This window comes from Simplicispira metamorpha (assembly GCF_004341365.1).
GTDB lineage: Bacteria > Pseudomonadota > Gammaproteobacteria > Burkholderiales > Burkholderiaceae_C > Simplicispira > Simplicispira metamorpha.
This window is the reverse complement of the sequence record NZ_SLXH01000015.1, coordinates 32,336-49,414: the sequence shown is the minus strand read 5'-3', so window position 1 is coordinate 49,414 and position 17,079 is coordinate 32,336. Positions and strand designations below refer to the sequence as shown.

Below are 17,079 nucleotides of genomic sequence, written 5' to 3'. Positions count from 1 at the left end.
AACAGCGCCCGATGTTACACACTGACAAAAAGCCCCCTGTGACAAACTGTTGTACCTGAGTGCCGACCGTAGAATCCGCCTCCACATGCAAGCCCCTGACACCAGCGCAACCCCACCGCACTCCTCCCCCTTGCCCGCTGAACGGCTGCGCACCCGACTGGGGCGGTTGTCCATCTATTTTGGCAACCAGCGCTTGGCCTGGAGCCTGGCCATTGCGGGCACCCTGGTGGGAGCACTGACCGAGCCGCTGTTGGCAGCCTTGCTCAAACCGCTGCTCGATCAAGGCTTTACCCAGGGCACACTGCCCCTGTGGACGGTGCCAGTGGCCATCATGGGCCTGTTTCTGACGCGGGGGCTGGCCCTGTTTGCCGCGCAATACGCCCTGGCGCGCATCGCCAACGAGGGCATGCTGGTGCTGCGGCGCACCCTGTTCGAGCGGCTGCTGGCCGCCGACATGGCGCTGTTTTCGCGGCAGTCGGCCAGTGCGCTGTCCAACACCGTGGTTTATGAAGTGCAAACGGGTTCGACGCTGCTGGTGCAGGCCATGCTGGGTATCTCGCGCGATGGCTTCACGCTGGTGGCGCTGCTGGGCTATCTGCTGTATTTGAACTGGCAACTGACGCTGATCGTGGCCGTGGTGGCGCCCGCCGTGGCCTGGATCATGAAAACCCTGTCGCGCCGCCTCTATCGCCTGACCAAAAGCAGCCAGCAGGCCACCGATGCCCTGGCCTATGTGGTCGAAGAAAACGTGCTCGCCCACCGCATGGTGCGCCTGCACGGTGCGCAGGCCAGCCAGGCCGCGCGCTTTGAGGCGCTGGGCCAGCAACTGCGCCGCCTGGCCATCAAATCCACCGTCTCGGCCTCGGCCATGACGCCGCTGACGCAGCTCACTGCTGCGGCAGCGCTGTCCACGGTGATCTGCATGGCCCTGTGGCAAAGCCGCAACCTGGGCGCAGCGCAAAACGAGCTGACCGTGGGGGGCTTCATCTCCTTCATCACTGCCATGCTGATGCTGATTACGCCGCTGCGCCGCCTGGCCGATGTGGCCAGCCCTATCACCCGGGGCCTGGCAGCGCTGGAGCGCGGTCTGGCACTGCTAGGCGATGCCCCCGCTGAAACCGGCGGCAGCCATGCGCCCGCGCAGGTACAGGGCGCCATCACGCTACAAGACGTGCGCGTGCAGTTTGCCGCCGACCAGGCGCCCGCACTGGCCGGGGTAAGCCTGACCGTGCAACCCGGCGAAATCGTGGCGCTGGTGGGCCCCTCGGGGGCAGGCAAAACCACGCTGGCCAACCTGCTGCCGCGTTTTGTAGCGCCATCGTCAGGGCAGGTGCTGCTCGATGGCCAGGCCCTGCCCGACTGGGACATAGCCACCCTGCGGGCGCAGTTTGCGCTGGTGAGCCAGGATGTGGTGATGTTCAACGACAGCATCGCGGCCAACGTGGCCCTGGGTGCGGTAATGGACGAGCAGCGCGTGCAGGCCAGTCTGGCCGCCGCCAATCTGGCCGACTATGTGGCCTCGCTGCCCCAAGGCATGCACACCCTGGTGGGGCACAACGCCGCCCAGCTCTCCGGTGGCCAGCGCCAGCGGCTGGCCATTGCGCGGGCGCTGTACAAAAACGCCCCCATCCTGATCCTGGACGAGGCCACCTCGGCGCTGGACACCGAGTCCGAGCGGCTGGTGCAAGAGGCCCTGCAACGCCTGATGCGCGGGCGCACCACGCTGGTGATTGCGCACCGCCTGTCCACCATCGAGCACGCCCACCGCGTGGTCGTGATGGAGCGTGGGCGCATCGTCGAGCAAGGCACCCATGCCGAACTGCTGGCCAGTGGTGGCCTGTACGCGCGCTTGCAAAGCCGCTCCAGCGCACCTTGAGAACCTGAAAAACTCCTATTTTGATAGCTGCTAGCGCTTACTGGACGGGCGCTAGAGGCACTTTTTACTCCCACCACATGGCAGCAATGTCATGTACAAAGATGGGGTAACTCATCCACACCCCGCGCAGCCCCTTGCGCGCTACGGTGGCCACCTGGGGGGCAAAAATCCAGGCATTGGCGGCGTCGTGCGCTAGGTGCCGCTGGATTTGCACAAAAAGCATCTGGCGCTCACGCGCATTGCTGGCGTTGGCGTGGCGTTCGACCAGATCGCGAAAAGACGGGCTGTCGTAGCCAAAGTAGTACTGCGGGTCGGTATAAATCTGGTAGTCCAGCGGCTCGACATGGTTGATGAGCGTGAGGTCAAACTGCCCCTTGAATGGCCCCGAGAGCCATTGCGCCCACTCCAGCTTTTCCAGCTGGAGCACGATGCCCACCTTGGCCAGATCGGCAGCCACCACCGGGCCGCCCATGTGGGCATACGGGGTGGGCGGCAAACTCAGCGTCAGGTGCAGCGGGATTTTCACGCCCGCCTCTTTGAGCAAGGCCCGGGCGCGCTCGGGGTCGTAGGGGTACTGGCCCGCCAGATGCACATAGCCCGCATCGGTGGGCGCGAAATGGCTGCCAATGGCTTTGCCCCGGCCTTCGAGTACATCGCGGATGAAAGCCTCACGGTCAATGGCGTGCGTGATGGCACGGCGCACACGCACATCGTCCAGGGGCTTGCGCCGGTGGTTGAAGGCCAGCATGCCCTTGCCCCCTGATGCGCCCACCAGCACGTGGTAGCGGCTGTCGCCCTGAAAACGCCTCACGTTGTGGGTGGCAAAGTTGAACAGCAGATCAATCTCACCGGCCTGCACTGCTGCCGCCTGGGCCACCGGGTCGTGGATGAAGCGGAAAGTGACTTGGCGAATGCGCGCTTTTTTCGGCTCGCGGTAGGTATCGGACTTGACCAGGGTGATGTGCCTGCCCCGCACCCATTGCCCAAACCGGTATGGCCCCGTGCCCACGGGCTGGGTGGCTACCTGGGCCACGCTGCCAGGGTGCAGCACCACCGCACTGCTCTCACCCAGACGAAACAGCAAACTGGTGTCCGCGCGCGCCAGCACCAGGATGACGGTGTGCGGGTCAGGGGTGTCGATGCGCACGATGTTGTCAAACAGCGTCTTGCGCGCCTTGTTGGTAGAGCCCGGTGCCTTGGCGCGCTCAAACGAGAACTTGACGGCAGCAGCATCAAGGGGCGCTCCATCGTGAAAGTACACCCCTTTGCGCAACCGGAAGGTATAGGCCTTGCCATCGGGGTCCTGGCTCCAGGATTCGGCCAGCAGCGGTGTGGTGGTGCCGTTTTCCTCGATTTTCATCAGCCCCTCCAGCACCGTGGTGTGAACCACCTGCGCAATCGAGGCGGCAGCGGCCATCGTCGGATCGAGGGTATCGGGTTCGAGGGAAATATTGATGGACACGCCGTGCTGCGCTGTCTGTGCCTGGACCAGCGGCACCATCACATGCCAAAAGACGGCCATGGCAACCAGGCAGCGAACCAAGAACTTGCGCATGAATGACACAGTAATGCCCCTTGCTTACTGCGGACCAAGCCGCTTCTGGACAGAACACCCCAGAGGTGACTGAAATGGAACAAAGTGTGACATAGTTGTTTTCCGGTGGGCTTACAGCCTGCCTCCGTCTGGCCACACCAGACCGCTCAACCAACGGCCTGCCATCTTTGCCACACCATGCTTGCGCCCTTGCCAAAGACTGAGCTATCGCGTCGGCCACTTTCCATGGCCTGGAAGGTGCTGCCACTGCTGGCACTGCTGGTGATGGGCGGCGTGGCCTGGAGCATCCAGTCCATCTACCACGAGCGCGAAAAGCGCTTTCGCCACCAGGCCGAATGGGAATTGCAGGCCATCAACCAGTTGCAAACCAAAAGCGTCTCTGAATGGCGCGAGCGGCGCTGGTCAGACGCCATGGCACTGTCTGACGATACGGCCTACGCGCAGGCAGTGGCCCGCTGGCTGGCCTCTCCCTCCGAGCCCCAGGCATTGTCGGTACTGAACCGGCTGCGCATTCTGCAAGAGCGTGCCCGCTACAGCGCCGTGTACCTGGTAGACCCCCAGGGCCGCCTGCGCCTGTCACCCGGCGAAGGTGCCCAAGGCACGCTGCCCGCGCTGGAGATGCAGGCGCTGGAGCGTGCGCTGTCGCAGGCACAGGCCATCCCGCTGGAGCCGCGCCGCGACGCTTTTTTTGCTTTTCCGTTCTTTGGTCTGCTGGCCCCTTTGTTTGACGGAATGGAGCCAGTGGGCGCAGTCTGGCTGGTCAGTGACGTGCGCGCCACGCTCTACCCTTTGCTGGAATACTGGCCCACCCCGAGCAAGACTGCCGAATCCGCCCTGGTGCAACGCAGTGCGGATGCCGTCGAATTCCTCAGCCCCCTGCGCCACCACCCCCACGGCTCGCAGCCCCTGCACCTGCTGCCCCTGACCCAGAAAGACAACCCCGCCGTACAGGCAGCCAGCGGCGAGCGCGGCATTCTCTACGGCCACGACTACCGGGGCGAGGAAGTGCTCTCCATGGTCAGCACCGTGCCCGATTCGCCTTGGCTGGTGGTGTCCAAGGTGGATGTGGCCGAAGCCTTTGGCGAGATGCGCACCCGCGAATGGCTGGCCCTGAGCCTGCCCGTGACCCTGGCGCTGCTGCTGGTGGGCTTGATGGCAGCCCACTGGCAATGGCGCGCCCGGCGGCGCGAGCGGGCGCTGAAGGTAGCGCTGGAGCGCAATATGCGCTGGCTCGAAAACGGCCAAAAAGCTGCCGCCATTGGTTATTTCGCTTACGAGCCTGAACGCAAAGAGTTTCTGATGTCAGGCATGGCCAGCCAGGTTTTTGGTCTGCGGCCCGACGGGCGCATGACGCGGCGCCAATGGCTGGGCACGCTGCACCGCGATGATCGCGAACAAGTGCTGGCCGCGCACGAGCAATCCCTGCAACAACGCACCGCTTTGCAACTCCAGTACCGCATCCGCCGCGCCAATGACCAACAAATGCGCTGGGTGCAGGTGTGGTGTGAATACGAAACAGACACTGCCCCGCACCACACCACGCGCATGACGGGCACGGTGCAAGACATCACCGAGCGCAAGCAATCAGAGCAGGAGCTGACCCACTACCGCGCCGCCCTGGAGGCCCAGGTGCGCCTGGATCCACTCACCGATGTAGCCAACCGCCTGGCCCTGGACGAAGCCGTGGCCCGCGAGTGGCACCGCACCCTGCGCAACGGCACACCGCTGTCGCTGCTGATGGTGGATGTGGACCACTTCAAGGCCTACAACGACCACTATGGCCATGTGGCGGGTGACCACACCCTGCAACAAGTCGCGCAAGCGCTGGCCACGTCGGTGGGGCGTGAGGGCGATCTGGTGGCGCGCTATGGCGGCGAAGAATTTGCCGTGCTGCTGCCCAACACCGATGCACCGCAGGCCTTGGCTTTGGCGCAGCGCATGACCCACGCAGTGCGCGCCCTGCGCATCGAGCACCTGGCAGCGCCGGGCCACCAGCACGTCACCGTCAGCATCGGGGGGGCCTGCGTCCACCCTGCACTGCCCACGGCGTGCGCGGCGCAACCCACAGCGCTCCAGAACGCACTGGGGCCGCTCAGTGCCACCGAAGTGGCCCAAACCCTGTTTGAACAAGCGGACGCCGCCCTTTACGACGCCAAGAAGGCCGGGCGCGACCAGGTTGTGTTTTTCTCGCCCACGCCCTCAGCACCCCTGCCCACCTGCGCCACTACGGAGCCGTAATCAGCGCCGGGCAAGGCACCACGCTGCGTGCAAAAAATCTACCACTTGCCCCGATTGGGCTGGCGCTGGCGGATGGCAGCCACAATTTTCTCGGCCAGGTCTTTGCGCTGGGCACGCAAAGCAAAGTCCACCGCTGTCAGGCCCAACTGGTTTTTCAGCGACGGATCGGCGCCCTCGTCGAGCAGGCGCTGCACACTTTCGGCTGCGCCGTACTGCGCAGCCATCATCAGCGGTGTGGTGCCGTTGGGCGATGCGGCGTCGATGTAGGCGTGGTGCTCCAACAGCAGCGCAATGATGGTGGCCTGCCCAGCCTGGGGGCCGGAGGCTGCGTAATGCAGGGGCGTCCAGCCGGTCTGGTTGACATCGGCGTCGCGCGCCAGCAGGGCCTGCACTGCTGCGGTGTGGCCTTTGAGGGCGGCCATCATCAGCGCGGTTTCGCCCGCACGGTTTTTGGCCTGCACGTCCAGGTTGCGCGCAGCCAGCAGCGGCTGGGCGGCCTGGAGCGATCCCAGCTGCAAGGCCAGCACCAGCCCGATCTGGCCGTTGGCGTCGCGCGTATTGGGATCAAAGCCCCGGCGCAGCAGGGCCGTGATGGCTGCGCCATCGTCGCGCCGGATGGCCGTGAAAAAGTCATCGAACGAACCGGCCTGCGCGCCCAGCGCCAGCGCGGCCACCGGGACGGCCAGGCTGGCCACAAATCGGCGCCGTAGCAGGCTCATGCTTGTACCCCCTGGAACAAATCGGAAAAGTTGCGGCTGGTGGCCTCGGCCACAGCCTCGACGCTGATGCCGCGCGTGCTGGCGATTTGCTGCGCCACAAAGGGCACATAGGCCGGGCTGTTGGTTTTACCCCGGTAGGGCACGGGCGCCAGGTAGGGGCTGTCGGTTTCGATCAGCATGCGGTCCAGCGGCACAAAGGCGACCACATCACGCAGCTCCTGCGCACTTTTGAAGGTAATGATCCCGGAAAACGAGATGTAGTAGCCCGCATCCAGGGCCGCGCGTGCCACCTGCGCTGACTCGGTAAAGCAGTGGAAGACACCGCCAGCACGGTTGCCAGCGCCATCCTCGCCCTCTTCGCGCAGGATGGCCAGCGTATCGTCGGAAGCGCTGCGGGTGTGGATCACCAGCGGTTTGGCACAGGCGCGCGCCGCACGGATGTGGGTGCGAAAGCGCGCGCGCTGCCACTCCAGATCGGCAATGCTGCGGCCGCCTTTGCGATCTTCCATGCCGTAGTAATCGAGGCCCGTTTCGCCAATGGCCACCACGCGCGGCAGGGCAGCGCGCGCCAGCAGGTCTTGCTCGGTGGGCTCGAACACGCCTTCGTTATCGGGGTGTACGCCCACCGAACACCAGAAATTGTCGTGCGCCGTGGCCAGCGCATGCACGTCGGCAAACTCTTCGATGGTGGTGCAGATGCACAGGGCGCGATCCACCTGCGCCTGCGCCATGGCCTGGCGGATGGCGCCCAGCTGGCTGGAGAGCTCGGGAAAAGTAAGGTGGCAGTGGGAGTCGGTAAACATGGTGGAAGTCTCAAAACACAAATGCCGACCGGCGCACAGCGGGTCGGCACGGGCACGGGGTGGGCGCTTCAGATGGTTTGCGTGGGCTTGTCGGAGCCCAGGGCGGTGCCCAGGAGCTGCTCAATCTTGAGCTTGAGCTGGCGGGATTTCTCATCCTTGGGAAACTGGATGCCCACGCCCTGGGTGCGGTTGCCACCAGCACGCGCGGGCGTCACCCAGGCCACACGACCCGCTACCGGGTAGCGCTGCGTGTCTTCGGGCAGGGTGAGCAGCACGTACACATCGTCGCCCAGCTTGTACTCGCGCGGCGTGGGCACAAAGATGCCGCCTTCGGCAAAAAACGGGATATACGCTGCGTACAAGGCCGCTTTTTCCTTGATGGCCAGCTGCATGACGCTGGGACGGGGCGCGGTGGAAGGGCTGCTCATGGGGGCCTCAAACGGTGGATGGTCGCGAGTGTAGGGCGTTTTTGGCCTGCGCTGCCAGCGCCTCCAGCATCAGACCGGCATTGAAAGGGTGCTCTGCCGTGCGCACCGCCGTGGCCAGCGCGCGCGACCAGCGCGTCAGCGGCGCCAGCTCAGGCGGTGCGGGCAAATCGGCAGCAGCAAAGTAGCGCGGGGCCGCGCCCACGCGCAGCGCCAGCAGGTCGTGGCAGAGCTTTTGCAGCGCAGCAATGGCCTGCGCGGGCGTGTAGTCGGCCAGGGCGCTGGCGTCGCCGCGCTGCAACGCGCGGGGCAGTTGCGCCCACGCCTGGGGGCTGCGGCCTGCACGGCTCAGGGCCAGGGCATCGTCGGGGCGGCCACCGGCCATGCGCAGCAAGGCATCGGCGCTGGCGGGCGCCACCCCCCACCCGGCCAGCCAGGGCAGCATGGCGCCCTGCTCGGGCCAGACCATGGTGTGGCCCAGGCAGCGGCTTCGGATGGTGGGCAAGAGCTGGTGCGCGGCCTCGCTGGCCAGCACAAAGCGCACATCGCCGGGGGGTTCTTCCAACGTTTTCAGCAGCGCGTTGGCGGTGATGGTGTTCATTTGCTCGGCGGGGTACACCAGCACGGCCTTGCCGCGCCCGCGCGCACTGGTGCGCTGGGCAAATTCGACGGCATCGCGCATGGCTTCGACGCGGATTTCGCGGCTGGGCTTGCGCTTTTTGTCGTCCAGCTCGGCCTGGGCTTTCTCGGGCAGGGGCCAGCCGCGCGCCAGCAGCTCGGTCTCGGGCATGAGCACGCACAGGTCGGCGTGGGTGTGTACGTCAATGGCGTGGCAGCTGGCACAGTGGCCGCAGGCACCGTGCGCGGTGGCGGCCTCACACAGCCAGGCGCGCACCAGCTCCAGCGCCAGCGCAAATTGCCCCAGTCCGGAGGGGCCTTGCAAAAGCCAGGCGTGGCCGCGCTGGGCCAGCAGGGCATTGCGCTGCGCGGCGATCCAGGGCGCCAGCGCAGGCGCTGCTGCTTCGGTGCTCACAGCGTGGCTCCGGGCACGGACATGGCAGGAACCACGCCTGCCCCATCGGCCAGCCAGCCGCGCTGCACCAGCACCGCCGTCAGCTGCTGCCAGACCTGGGCCTGCGGCTGGGCGGCATCAATGCGCGCAAAGCGCTGCGGGGCGCTGGCGGCGCGCGCAGCATAGCCCTGGGCTACGCGGTGGAAGAAAGCGGTGTCCAGTGCCTCAAAACGGTCGGGGCTGCGCGCATCGGCCAGGCGGGCGGCGGCCACATCGGGCGCCAGATCGAACCACAGGGTGAGGTCAGGATTTCGCATCAAATCTGGCTCCAGGGCAAGCCCAGTCTGCGCTATACGCTCCAAATACGATAGCACCTGCGTATCAAAACCACGCCCGGCGCCCTGGTAGGCGAAGGTGGCGTCGGTGAAGCGGTCGCACAGCACCACGTCACCACGCGCCAGGGCGGGCTCGATGACGCAGCGCAGGTGGTCGCGCCGGGCGGCAAACACCAACAGCGCCTCGGTCAGGGCGTCCATGTCGTCGTGCAGCAACAGGGCGCGCAGCTTTTCAGCCAGCGGTGTGCCGCCAGGCTCGCGGGTGAGCGTGACGCAACGCCCCTGCGCGCGCCAAGCGGCCGCCAGCGGTGCAATGTGCGAGGACTTGCCCGCACCGTCTATGCCTTCAAAGGTAATGAATAAACCAGGCGCCATGGATCAATTGGGGAGTGGGGGCGTGGCACTCATCGGCCACGCTGGTAACGGTTGACGGCGCGGTTGTGCTCATCCAGCGAGGCGCTGAAATGGCTGCTGCCATCGCCTTTGGCCACAAAGTACAGCGCCTTGGTAGCCTGCGGTTGCACGGCGGCCAGCAGCGCGGCCTTGCCGGGCATGGCAATGGGCGTGGGCGGCAGGCCAGCGCGGGTGTAGGTGTTCCAGGGGGTGTCGGTTTGCAGATCGCGCTTGCGCAGGTTGCCGTCAAATTGGTCGCCCAGGCCGTAGATCACCGTGGGGTCGGTTTGCAAGAGCATGCCGATGCGCAGGCGGTTGCTGAAGACGCCGGCAATCATCGGGCGGTCGCTGGCGCGGCCCGTTTCTTTTTCAACGATGCTGGCCAGAATCAGCGCCTGCTCGGGGGATTTGAGCGGGCTGTCGCTGGCGCGCTGCGCCCAGGCGGCTTCGAGGTGGCGGTCCATGGCGTGCAGGGCGCGGCGCAGCACGGCCAGGTCGCTGGAGCCTTTGGCGTAGGTGTAGGTGTCGGGGAAGAAGCGGCCCTCAGGCGGCACGCCCGCGCGGCCCAGGCGCTGCATAAGGGCGGCGTCTGACAGTCCGGCGCTATCGGGTTGCAGGGCTTCCTCGCGGGCCAGTGCGGCGCGCACCTGGCGCCAGTTCCAGCCCTCCACCAAGGTCAGGGCGCGCAGCGACTCTTCACCGCGCGCCAGCTTTTGCAGCAGGCTGTAAGGCGTGGTGCCAGCGGTAATCTCGTAATTGCCCGCCTTGATCTGCCGGTCTTGCCCCGACACCCGAAACCACGCGTACAGCAGCTGCGCATCCACCCGCACCCCGGCGGCCACCACTGCGCGGGCCACGCCGCGCGGCGTGGTGCCGTGCTCGATCTCCAGCTCCAGCGGTTCGTGGGCCAGCGCCAGCGGCTGGTGCAGCCACCACGCGGCGGCCCCGCCCAGGGCGCACACGATCAGCAGCATCCATGTCAGCAAACGCGCCACAACCTTGCACCCCGTAGAAAAACAACCGGGCATGATAATTCACCCATGACCACCCTACTCCACGGAATCACCCCCCTGACGCACCTGGGCGTCATCCGCGCCCAAGGCGAAGAGGCCGCCAAATTTCTGCACGGCCAGCTAACGCAGGACTTTTCCCTGCTGGGTCTGCACGAGGCGCGCCTGTGCGCCTTTTTGTCGGCCAAGGGCCGCATGCAGGCCAGTTTTATCGGCTTCAAGCGCAGCTCTACCGAGGTGCTTCTGGTGTGCAGCCGCGATCTGCTGCCCGCCACGCTCAAGCGCTTGTCCATGTTTGTGCTGCGCGCCAAAGCCAAGCTGACCGATGCCACCGATGAATTCGCGCTCTACGGCCTGGCTGGGGATGCTCTTGTTTCGATAGCTGGTAGCGCACAGCCTGCTTGGGTCAAAGCCGATTTGGACGACAAAACCCTGGTTCACCTGTACCCCGCGCTGGGCCAGCCGCGCGGCCTGTGGATTGCACCAAAGGGCAGCCCGGTGCCACCAGGCCCGGCACTCGATGCAGCCCTGTGGGCCTGGGGTGAGGTGCGCAGCGGCGTGGCCACCCTGAGCGCGCCGCTGGTCGAAGCCTTTGTGCCGCAAATGCTCAATTACGAATCGGTGGGCGGCGTCAACTTCAAAAAAGGCTGCTATCCGGGCCAGGAAGTGGTGGCGCGCAGCCAGTTCCGGGGCACCATCAAGCGCCGCGCCTACATCGCCCACGCCCCGGAAGAAGTGGCTGTGGGCGCCGAAGTGTTTGCAGCCACCGATCTGGAGCAGCCCTGCGGCACCGTAGTGCAGGTGGCCCGAGCGCCGGAGGGGGGCTGGGATGCCATCGTGTCGCTGCACATCGCTGCAGCCGAACACGGCGGCTTGCAAGTGGGCGCAGCCACCGGCGTGCCACTGGTGCTGGACGCTCTGCCCTACGCATTGGCCGAAGACCTCTGAAGCCCTACATTTGAGGGCATTTCTGACAAACCCTCCCCCCCTTATGCCGCCCTCGCCGCCCACCCCGCCAGGTACCAATCCGCTCTGGGGTGGGTACAAAACCCCCACGGGACACGGGCGCACAGGAGCACGGCTGAACCTGGTCATTGCCCTGGTGTGCGCCCTGGCCATTGCGGTCATCTGGCTGGGCACCGCGCACCGCATCGCCCTGGAGCGCGAGCAGGCACAAGCGGCGGCCATGAAATCCAACGCCAACCTGGCCGTGGCGTTTGAGCAGCAAATTTTTCGCACCCTCAAGGCCGCCGAGCAGGTAGCCGCCTTTGTGCGTGACCAGTACCTGCTGCACGGCACCACCATCGACCTGCGCCGCTGGGTACAGCAGCAACTCATCCGCGATGCGCTGTTCACCATCGTCAACGTGGCCGATGCCAACGGCAAAATCGTCGCCAGCAGCAGCGACATGATCCCCAGCGTGAACTACGCAGACCGGGCGTTTTTCCAGCTACAGCGGCAAAACACCAAAGATGCACTCTATGTGAGTGCCCCCGTGCTCGGGCGGGTATCGGGCACCTGGCAAATTCCGATGTCGCTGCGCATCGCCCGGGCCGATGGCAGCTTTGCGGGAGTGGTGGTGCTGTCAGTCAACCCGCAGCACTTCACGGATTTTTACCGCCAGTCCGACCTCGGGCCCCAGGGCCTGCTGGAGCTGACCGGCCTGGACAGCGTGGTGCGCAGCCGCACCGTGGGCAACCGCAACAGCTTCGGGCTGGATGCGGCCAAGCTGCCCTGGTTCCAGCGCCACCCCGCCGCCCACGAAGGCGCTTTTGTGGACAGCGGCGAGGCCATCGACCAAGTGGCGCGCACCATCAGCTACCGCAGCGTGGCGGGCTACCCGCTGATAGTCACGGTGGGCACCCCCCACGCCACCGACATGGCCCTGGTGGAGCAGCGGCGCACGGCCTACCTCTGGGTAACGGGCGCGGCCACGGCGGCCTTGCTGGCCATTGCCGGGCTGTTGATACTGATGCTCACACGCCAGCGCGCCGCCACCGAGGCCCTGCACGCCAGCGAAGCCCTGTTTCGGGCCACCTTCAGCCAGGCGGCCATGGGCATTACGCACATTGCCCCCGACGGGCGCATCGTGGGCGCCAACGACAAGTTCTGCCACATGCTGGGCTACACCCTGGACGAGCTGCGCGCCCTGAACGTGCTGGAGCTGTGCGACACCGAGCACCAGGCCAAAGCGCAGCAGTTTCTGACCGAGCGACTGCACAACAGGGCCCCCGCCCTCTCGCCCGAAATCGAAAAGCCCTACCGGCGCAAAGACGGCACGGTGCTGTGGGTGTGCGAGGCACTCAGCGTCGTCACCGACGCCCAGGGCCGGCCCGAGTACCTGGTGGCCGTCACGCAAGACATCACGGTGCGCAAAAACCTGGAAGAGCGCTTGTCCCACGCCGCCCTGCACGATGGGCTGACCCACCTGCCCAACCGGGTGATGTTTTTGGAGCAGCTCTCGCAATTGCTGGTGCAGGCACGCCAACACCAGCAGCGGGTGGCCGTGCTGTTTGTGGATCTGGACGGGTTCAAGGGGGTCAACGACAGCCGGGGCCACGCGGCGGGCGACCAGTTGCTGTGGCAGGCTGCGCGGCGCCTGGAGACTTGCATCCGGGCGGGCGACACGGTGGCGCGCCTGGGCGGCGACGAGTTCGGCATTGCGCTGGCCAGCCTGGCACACACCTCTGACTGCGAGGCGCTGGCGCACCGCGTCATCGCGGCCTTGGCGCAGCCATTTGACATTGACGGCACCCCGGCCCACATCTCGGCCAGCGTGGGGGCCGCGCTGTTTCCGGCCCACGGCGAGGAACCCGGCGCTTTGCTGGCACAGGCCGATACGGCCATGTACGCGGCCAAAAAGGCGGGCAAAAACCGCTTCAGCTGGGCGCTACAGTCCGGCGCCTGAAATAACGGTCAAAATAGCCTCAAACGCCCGCCTGGTAAGCGCAAGCAGCTATTAAAAACATAGCATCAACGGGCCACGCAATGCAGGGCCGGGCTTACAGCGCGCGCTCCATGCTGACGTGCGCAATGCCCGCTTCTTCAAACGGTGCGCTGCACACGGCAAACCCGGCGCGCGCGTAAAACGCCTGGGCACTGCACTGGGCATGCAGTTCGATGCGGGCATCGCCCCGGGCGCGGGCGGCGTCGATCAGGGTATCGAGCAGCAGGCGACCCCAGCGCGCACTGCGCAAGGGCCGCGCCACCGCCATGCGGCCTACGCGCCCGGAGCCCTCGGTGGCGGGCAGCAGGCGGCCCGTGGCCACGCTCTGGCCCAGGCGGTTGTACAAAACAGCGTGTACCGCTACAGCGTCGAAGGCGTCGATTTCGATGTCGGGCGAGATGCCCTGCTCTTGCACAAACACCGCCGTGCGCACCTGCATGGCGTCCTGCGCCAGCGTGGCCCAGTCGCCCGTGCGCACTTCGGCCATGGCGGCACCTGCCTCAAAGCCCTCGAACATGGCGCGCAGCGCGGGCGGCACGGTGCGGGCCGTTTGCGTGGCCGTATCGGCAAACACATAGACCAGCTCGCCACTGACCAGCAGCACATCGCCGCGCCAGATACCCGCTTGCAGCAGCACCGAGGAGTTGCCCACACGCAGACAGCGCAGGCCCACATCGAGCACATCATCCAGCCGCGCCGAGGCGTGGTATTCGAGGGTGGCTTTTTTGACAAACATCTCGCCACCCAGCAGCGCCATGCCAGACTCGTAGGGCAGCGCCAGCGCGCGCCAGTAGTCCATCATGGCAATGTCGATGTAGGCGAGGTAGTGGGCGTTGAAGACCACTTTTTGCATGTCCACCTCGGCCCAGCGCACGCGCAGGCGGTGGATGCAGCGAAAGTCACGGCGTTGCATCAGCTTGCCTCCTTCAGAGAAAAAGCCTGGCGCAGCGCGGCGGCGGCGTGGGCGTGGGCGGTGCGCGCCTGGGCAATGGCGCGGCCCATTTTGATGAATTCGTGCGTTACGCCCCGGTAGATTTCCAGATCGACGGGCACACCGGCCAGGCGCAGTTTGTCGGCGTAGTCGATGCCCTCGTCCACCAGCGGATCGCACTCGGCCAGGCCGATCCAGGCGGGGGCCACGCCATCCACATCGGGGGCCAGCAACGGGGCAAAGCGCCAGTCCTCGCGCTGCGCGCGCGTGGTGGCGTAGTGGCCAAAAAACCAGCTGATGGCGGGTTCTTCCAGCACCAGACCGCGCGCGTAGGTGGTGTGCGAGGGCGTGTCCTGGTGGGCCGTGCAGCCGGGGTAAAACAGCAGTTGCAGCGCCAGCGGCAAACCAGCATCGCGGGCCAGGATGGCGCACACCGCCGCCAGCGTGCCACCTGCGCTGTCGCCGCCCACGGCCAGCTGGGCGGGGTCGGCGCCCAGCTGCGGCGCCTGCGCGGCCAGCCATTGCAACGCGTCCCAGCTGTCATGCACTGCGGTGGGAAAGCGGTGCTCGGGCGCCAGCCGGTATTCCAGCGACACCACCATGCAGCCGGCGAGGCGCGCCAGCTCCCGGCACAGCACGTCGTGCGTGGCGATGCTGCCAATGGTGAAGCCGCCGCCGTGCAGGTACAGCAGCAGCGGCAAGCCGGTGTCGGTAGTGGGCGCGTACAGGCGCGCGGGCAAGGCATAGCCATCGCGTGCGGGAATGTGCAAATCCTCTACCCGCGCCAGCACGGCCTTGGGCACTTCCAGCACACCGGCGCCAGCCTCGTAGGCGGCGCGTGCCTGCGTGGGCGTGAGCGTGTGCAAGGGCGCGCCACCAGCGCGGTGCATGCGCTCGATCACGCTGCGCATGGGGGCGCTCAGGCGGTGGTGGTGGATGTGCAGGTGGGAGTGGTCAGTCATGTAAGTCCTGTTCGAACGGGCGCAGGTTGCGCTGATTCTATACAAGCCAAATAAGGCTCCAGAGCTCTTCCAGTAAGCGTGAGAAGCTATTAAAACAATAGTATTTTTGGCCCAGCCAGGGTGCCGCTGCGGTAGCGGCTGGGCACGGTAAAAAGCCCGCATTGATGCGGGCTTGCAGGCATGTCTGGCACCGGCCCGTTACGGGCGGTGGCGGGGCGGGATCATTCCCACTCGATGGTCGCTGGCGGCTTGGAGCTGACGTCGTAAGTCACGCGGTTGATGCCACGCACTTCATTGATGATGCGACCCGAGACTTTTTTCAAGAGCGCGTAAGGCAGCTCGGCCCAGTCGGCGGTCATGAAGTCAGAGGTTTGCACGGCGCGCAGGGCCACCACGTAGTCGTAGGTGCGACCATCGCCCATCACACCCACGCTTTTCACGGGCAAAAACACCGTGAACGCCTGGCTGGTGAGGTCGTACCAGGTTTTGCCGGTGGCTGCGTCGGTGAAGTTGTGCAGCTCTTCGATAAAGATGGCGTCGGCGCGGCGCAGCAGGTCGGCGTATTCCTTCTTGACCTCACCCAGGATGCGCACGCCCAGGCCGGGGCCGGGGAAGGGGTGGCGGTACACCATGGCATGCGGCAATCCCAGCGCTACGCCCAGTTCGCGCACTTCGTCCTTGAACAATTCGCGCAGCGGCTCCAGCAATTTGAGGCCCAGTTGCTCGGGCAGGCCGCCGACGTTGTGGTGGCTCTTGATGGTGACGGCTTTTTTGCTCTTGGCACCGCCCGACTCGATCACATCGGGGTAAATCGTGCCTTGCGCCAGGAAGGTGGCGCCCTTGTGGCCTGCACCACCGGCCTTGAGCTTGGCAGCCTCGGCCTTGAACACATCGACAAACAGGCCGCCGATGATTTTGCGCTTGGCCTCAGGCTCGCTGACCCCGGCCAGTTTGCCCAGGAACAGGTCACTGGCATCCACGCGGATGACCTTGGCGTGCAGCTTGCCAGCAAACATCTCCATCACCATGTCGCCTTCGTTCAGGCGCAACAGGCCGTGATCGACAAACACGCAGGTAAGCTGGTCGCCAATAGCGCGGTGGATCAGTGCTGCGGCCACAGACGAATCGACGCCGCCCGACAGACCCAGAATGACCTCTTCATCACCGACTTGCTCACGGATTTTGGCCACGGCTTCGGCGATGTAGTCACCCATGATCCAGTCGGGGCGGGCCTGGCAAATATCGAGCACAAAACGGTTCAACAGCGCCTGGCCCTGCACAGTGTGCGTGACTTCGGGGTGGAACTGCACGGCGTAGTAGTGGCGCGCCTCGTCGGCCATACCGGCGATGGGACAGCTGGGTGTGCTGGCCATCAGCTTGAAGCCGGGGGGCAGCTCGGTGACTTTGTCGCCGTGGCTCATCCAGACCTTGAGCATGCCGTGCCCCTCGGGCGTAGTGAAGTCGGCAATGTCTTTGAGCAACGCGGTGTGGCCATGGGCGCGCACTTCGGCGTAGCCAAACTCGCGGGTGTGCCCGCCTTCGACCTTGCCACCCAGCTGCTGCGCCATGGTTTGCATGCCATAGCAAATGCCCAGCACCGGCACACCCAGCTCGAATACGGCTTGCGGGGCGCGGTCGGTGGTTTCCTCATACACGCTGGCATGGCTGCCAGACAGAATCACGCCCTTGAGCGTGCCATCCTGGGCATAGGCGCGCACCCAGTCATCAGACACATCGCAGGGGTGGACTTCGCAAAACACATGGGCTTCGCGCACCCGGCGGGCAATCAGTTGCGTGACCTGGGAGCCAAAGTCGAGGATGAGGATTTTGGAGTGTTGCATGGCAGTAAAAAGAAAAAGCCCGAACACCGCGC

The 17,079-nt window shown here is 65.7% G+C and carries 14 protein-coding genes; 4 read left to right on the top strand and 10 right to left on the bottom strand.

The window, feature by feature from the left end; genetic code table 11:
• The first annotated feature begins 85 nt into the window (after positions 1-85).
• A complete protein-coding gene (gene msbA, locus EV674_RS09505; RefSeq protein ID WP_119014261.1) occupies positions 86-1,876 on the top strand; it encodes a lipid A export permease/ATP-binding protein MsbA in 1,791 nt (596 codons plus the stop codon).
• A gap of 64 nt (positions 1,877-1,940) precedes the next feature.
• Here msbA and EV674_RS09500 read toward each other — a convergent pair whose 3' ends face one another.
• Positions 1,941-3,398 carry an ABC transporter substrate-binding protein gene (locus tag EV674_RS09500; protein ID WP_241524999.1) on the bottom strand — a complete coding sequence of 486 codons (1,458 nt, stop codon included), beginning with the start codon at positions 3,396-3,398 and terminating at the stop codon, positions 1,941-1,943.
• 210 nt (positions 3,399-3,608) lie between these two features.
• On the opposite strand from EV674_RS09500, the gene EV674_RS09495 reads away from it, so the two are divergent.
• Positions 3,609-5,669: a sensor domain-containing diguanylate cyclase gene (locus tag EV674_RS09495; protein ID WP_119014259.1), complete on the top strand. Its 2,061-nt coding sequence runs from the start codon at positions 3,609-3,611 to the stop codon at positions 5,667-5,669.
• A 38-nt stretch (positions 5,670-5,707) separates the two neighbouring features.
• Here the strand turns inward: EV674_RS09495 and EV674_RS09490 are convergent, their stop codons facing one another.
• The 6 genes from EV674_RS09490 to mltG all read right to left on the bottom strand — a co-directional run bounded on the left by EV674_RS09490 (position 5,708) and on the right by mltG (position 10,330).
• Positions 5,708-6,388 (bottom strand): ankyrin repeat domain-containing protein, encoded by a 681-nt coding sequence (locus tag EV674_RS09490; RefSeq protein WP_119014258.1) that lies wholly within the window; start codon positions 6,386-6,388, stop codon positions 5,708-5,710.
• On the bottom strand, positions 6,385-7,191 hold the full coding sequence (locus EV674_RS09485; protein ID WP_119014257.1) for a TatD family hydrolase: 807 nt from the start codon (positions 7,189-7,191) through the stop codon (positions 6,385-6,387). The genes EV674_RS09490 and EV674_RS09485 overlap by 4 nt, the downstream gene beginning before the upstream one ends.
• Positions 7,192-7,259: 68 nt before the next feature.
• Positions 7,260-7,619, bottom strand: coding sequence for a PilZ domain-containing protein (locus tag EV674_RS09480; protein WP_119014256.1), 360 nt, complete (start codon positions 7,617-7,619; stop codon positions 7,260-7,262).
• A 7-nt stretch (positions 7,620-7,626) separates the two neighbouring features.
• Positions 7,627-8,649 carry a DNA polymerase III subunit delta' gene (locus EV674_RS09475; RefSeq protein ID WP_119014255.1) on the bottom strand — a complete coding sequence of 341 codons (1,023 nt, stop codon included), beginning with the start codon at positions 8,647-8,649 and terminating at the stop codon, positions 7,627-7,629.
• Positions 8,646-9,338: a dTMP kinase gene (gene tmk, locus EV674_RS09470; protein ID WP_119014254.1), complete on the bottom strand. Its 693-nt coding sequence runs from the start codon at positions 9,336-9,338 to the stop codon at positions 8,646-8,648. Before tmk ends, EV674_RS09475 begins: the two co-directional genes overlap by 4 nt.
• 29 nt (positions 9,339-9,367) lie before the next feature.
• Positions 9,368-10,330 carry an endolytic transglycosylase MltG gene (gene mltG, locus EV674_RS09465; RefSeq protein ID WP_119014271.1) on the bottom strand — a complete coding sequence of 321 codons (963 nt, stop codon included), beginning with the start codon at positions 10,328-10,330 and terminating at the stop codon, positions 9,368-9,370.
• A gap of 66 nt (positions 10,331-10,396) precedes the next feature.
• On the opposite strand from mltG, the gene ygfZ reads away from it, so the two are divergent.
• Complete coding sequence (gene ygfZ, locus EV674_RS09460; protein WP_119014253.1) at positions 10,397-11,314, top strand: CAF17-like 4Fe-4S cluster assembly/insertion protein YgfZ; 918 nt, start codon at positions 10,397-10,399, stop codon at positions 11,312-11,314.
• Between the two features lie 43 nt (positions 11,315-11,357).
• A complete protein-coding gene (locus tag EV674_RS09455) occupies positions 11,358-13,274 on the top strand; it encodes a sensor domain-containing diguanylate cyclase (RefSeq protein WP_119014252.1) in 1,917 nt (638 codons plus the stop codon).
• Between the two features lie 94 nt (positions 13,275-13,368).
• On the opposite strand, the gene EV674_RS09450 is transcribed toward EV674_RS09455, so the two are convergent.
• The 3 genes from EV674_RS09450 to guaA form a co-directional block, all read right to left on the bottom strand.
• Positions 13,369-14,226: a YbgC/FadM family acyl-CoA thioesterase gene (locus EV674_RS09450; protein ID WP_119014251.1), complete on the bottom strand. Its 858-nt coding sequence runs from the start codon at positions 14,224-14,226 to the stop codon at positions 13,369-13,371.
• Positions 14,226-15,206, bottom strand: coding sequence for an alpha/beta hydrolase (locus tag EV674_RS09445; RefSeq protein WP_119014250.1), 981 nt, complete (start codon positions 15,204-15,206; stop codon positions 14,226-14,228). The genes EV674_RS09450 and EV674_RS09445 overlap by 1 nt, the downstream gene beginning before the upstream one ends.
• Before the next feature lie 221 nt (positions 15,207-15,427).
• Positions 15,428-17,047, bottom strand: coding sequence for a glutamine-hydrolyzing GMP synthase (gene guaA / locus EV674_RS09440; protein WP_119014249.1), 1,620 nt, complete (start codon positions 17,045-17,047; stop codon positions 15,428-15,430).
• Between the last annotated feature and the right edge of the window lie 32 nt (positions 17,048-17,079).

Coding starts and splice junctions, on each gene's coding strand:
- EV674_RS09490 (WP_119014258.1), bottom strand. CDS start 6,388: ATGAGCCTGCTACGGCGCCGATTTGTGGCCAGCCTGGCCGTCCCGGTG.
- ygfZ (WP_119014253.1), top strand. CDS start 10,397: ATGACCACCCTACTCCACGGAATCACCCCCCTGACGCACCTGGGCGTC.
- EV674_RS09445 (WP_119014250.1), bottom strand. CDS start 15,206: ATGACTGACCACTCCCACCTGCACATCCACCACCACCGCCTGAGCGCC.
- tmk (WP_119014254.1), bottom strand. CDS start 9,338: ATGGCGCCTGGTTTATTCATTACCTTTGAAGGCATAGACGGTGCGGGC.
- EV674_RS09500 (WP_241524999.1), bottom strand. CDS start 3,398: ATGGCCGTCTTTTGGCATGTGATGGTGCCGCTGGTCCAGGCACAGACA.
- EV674_RS09480 (WP_119014256.1), bottom strand. CDS start 7,619: ATGAGCAGCCCTTCCACCGCGCCCCGTCCCAGCGTCATGCAGCTGGCC.
- EV674_RS09495 (WP_119014259.1), top strand. CDS start 3,609: ATGCTTGCGCCCTTGCCAAAGACTGAGCTATCGCGTCGGCCACTTTCC.
- EV674_RS09485 (WP_119014257.1), bottom strand. CDS start 7,191: ATGTTTACCGACTCCCACTGCCACCTTACTTTTCCCGAGCTCTCCAGC.
- mltG (WP_119014271.1), bottom strand. CDS start 10,330: ATGCTGCTGATCGTGTGCGCCCTGGGCGGGGCCGCCGCGTGGTGGCTG.
- EV674_RS09455 (WP_119014252.1), top strand. CDS start 11,358: ATGCCGCCCTCGCCGCCCACCCCGCCAGGTACCAATCCGCTCTGGGGT.
- msbA (WP_119014261.1), top strand. CDS start 86: ATGCAAGCCCCTGACACCAGCGCAACCCCACCGCACTCCTCCCCCTTG.
- EV674_RS09450 (WP_119014251.1), bottom strand. CDS start 14,226: ATGCAACGCCGTGACTTTCGCTGCATCCACCGCCTGCGCGTGCGCTGG.
- guaA (WP_119014249.1), bottom strand. CDS start 17,047: ATGCAACACTCCAAAATCCTCATCCTCGACTTTGGCTCCCAGGTCACG.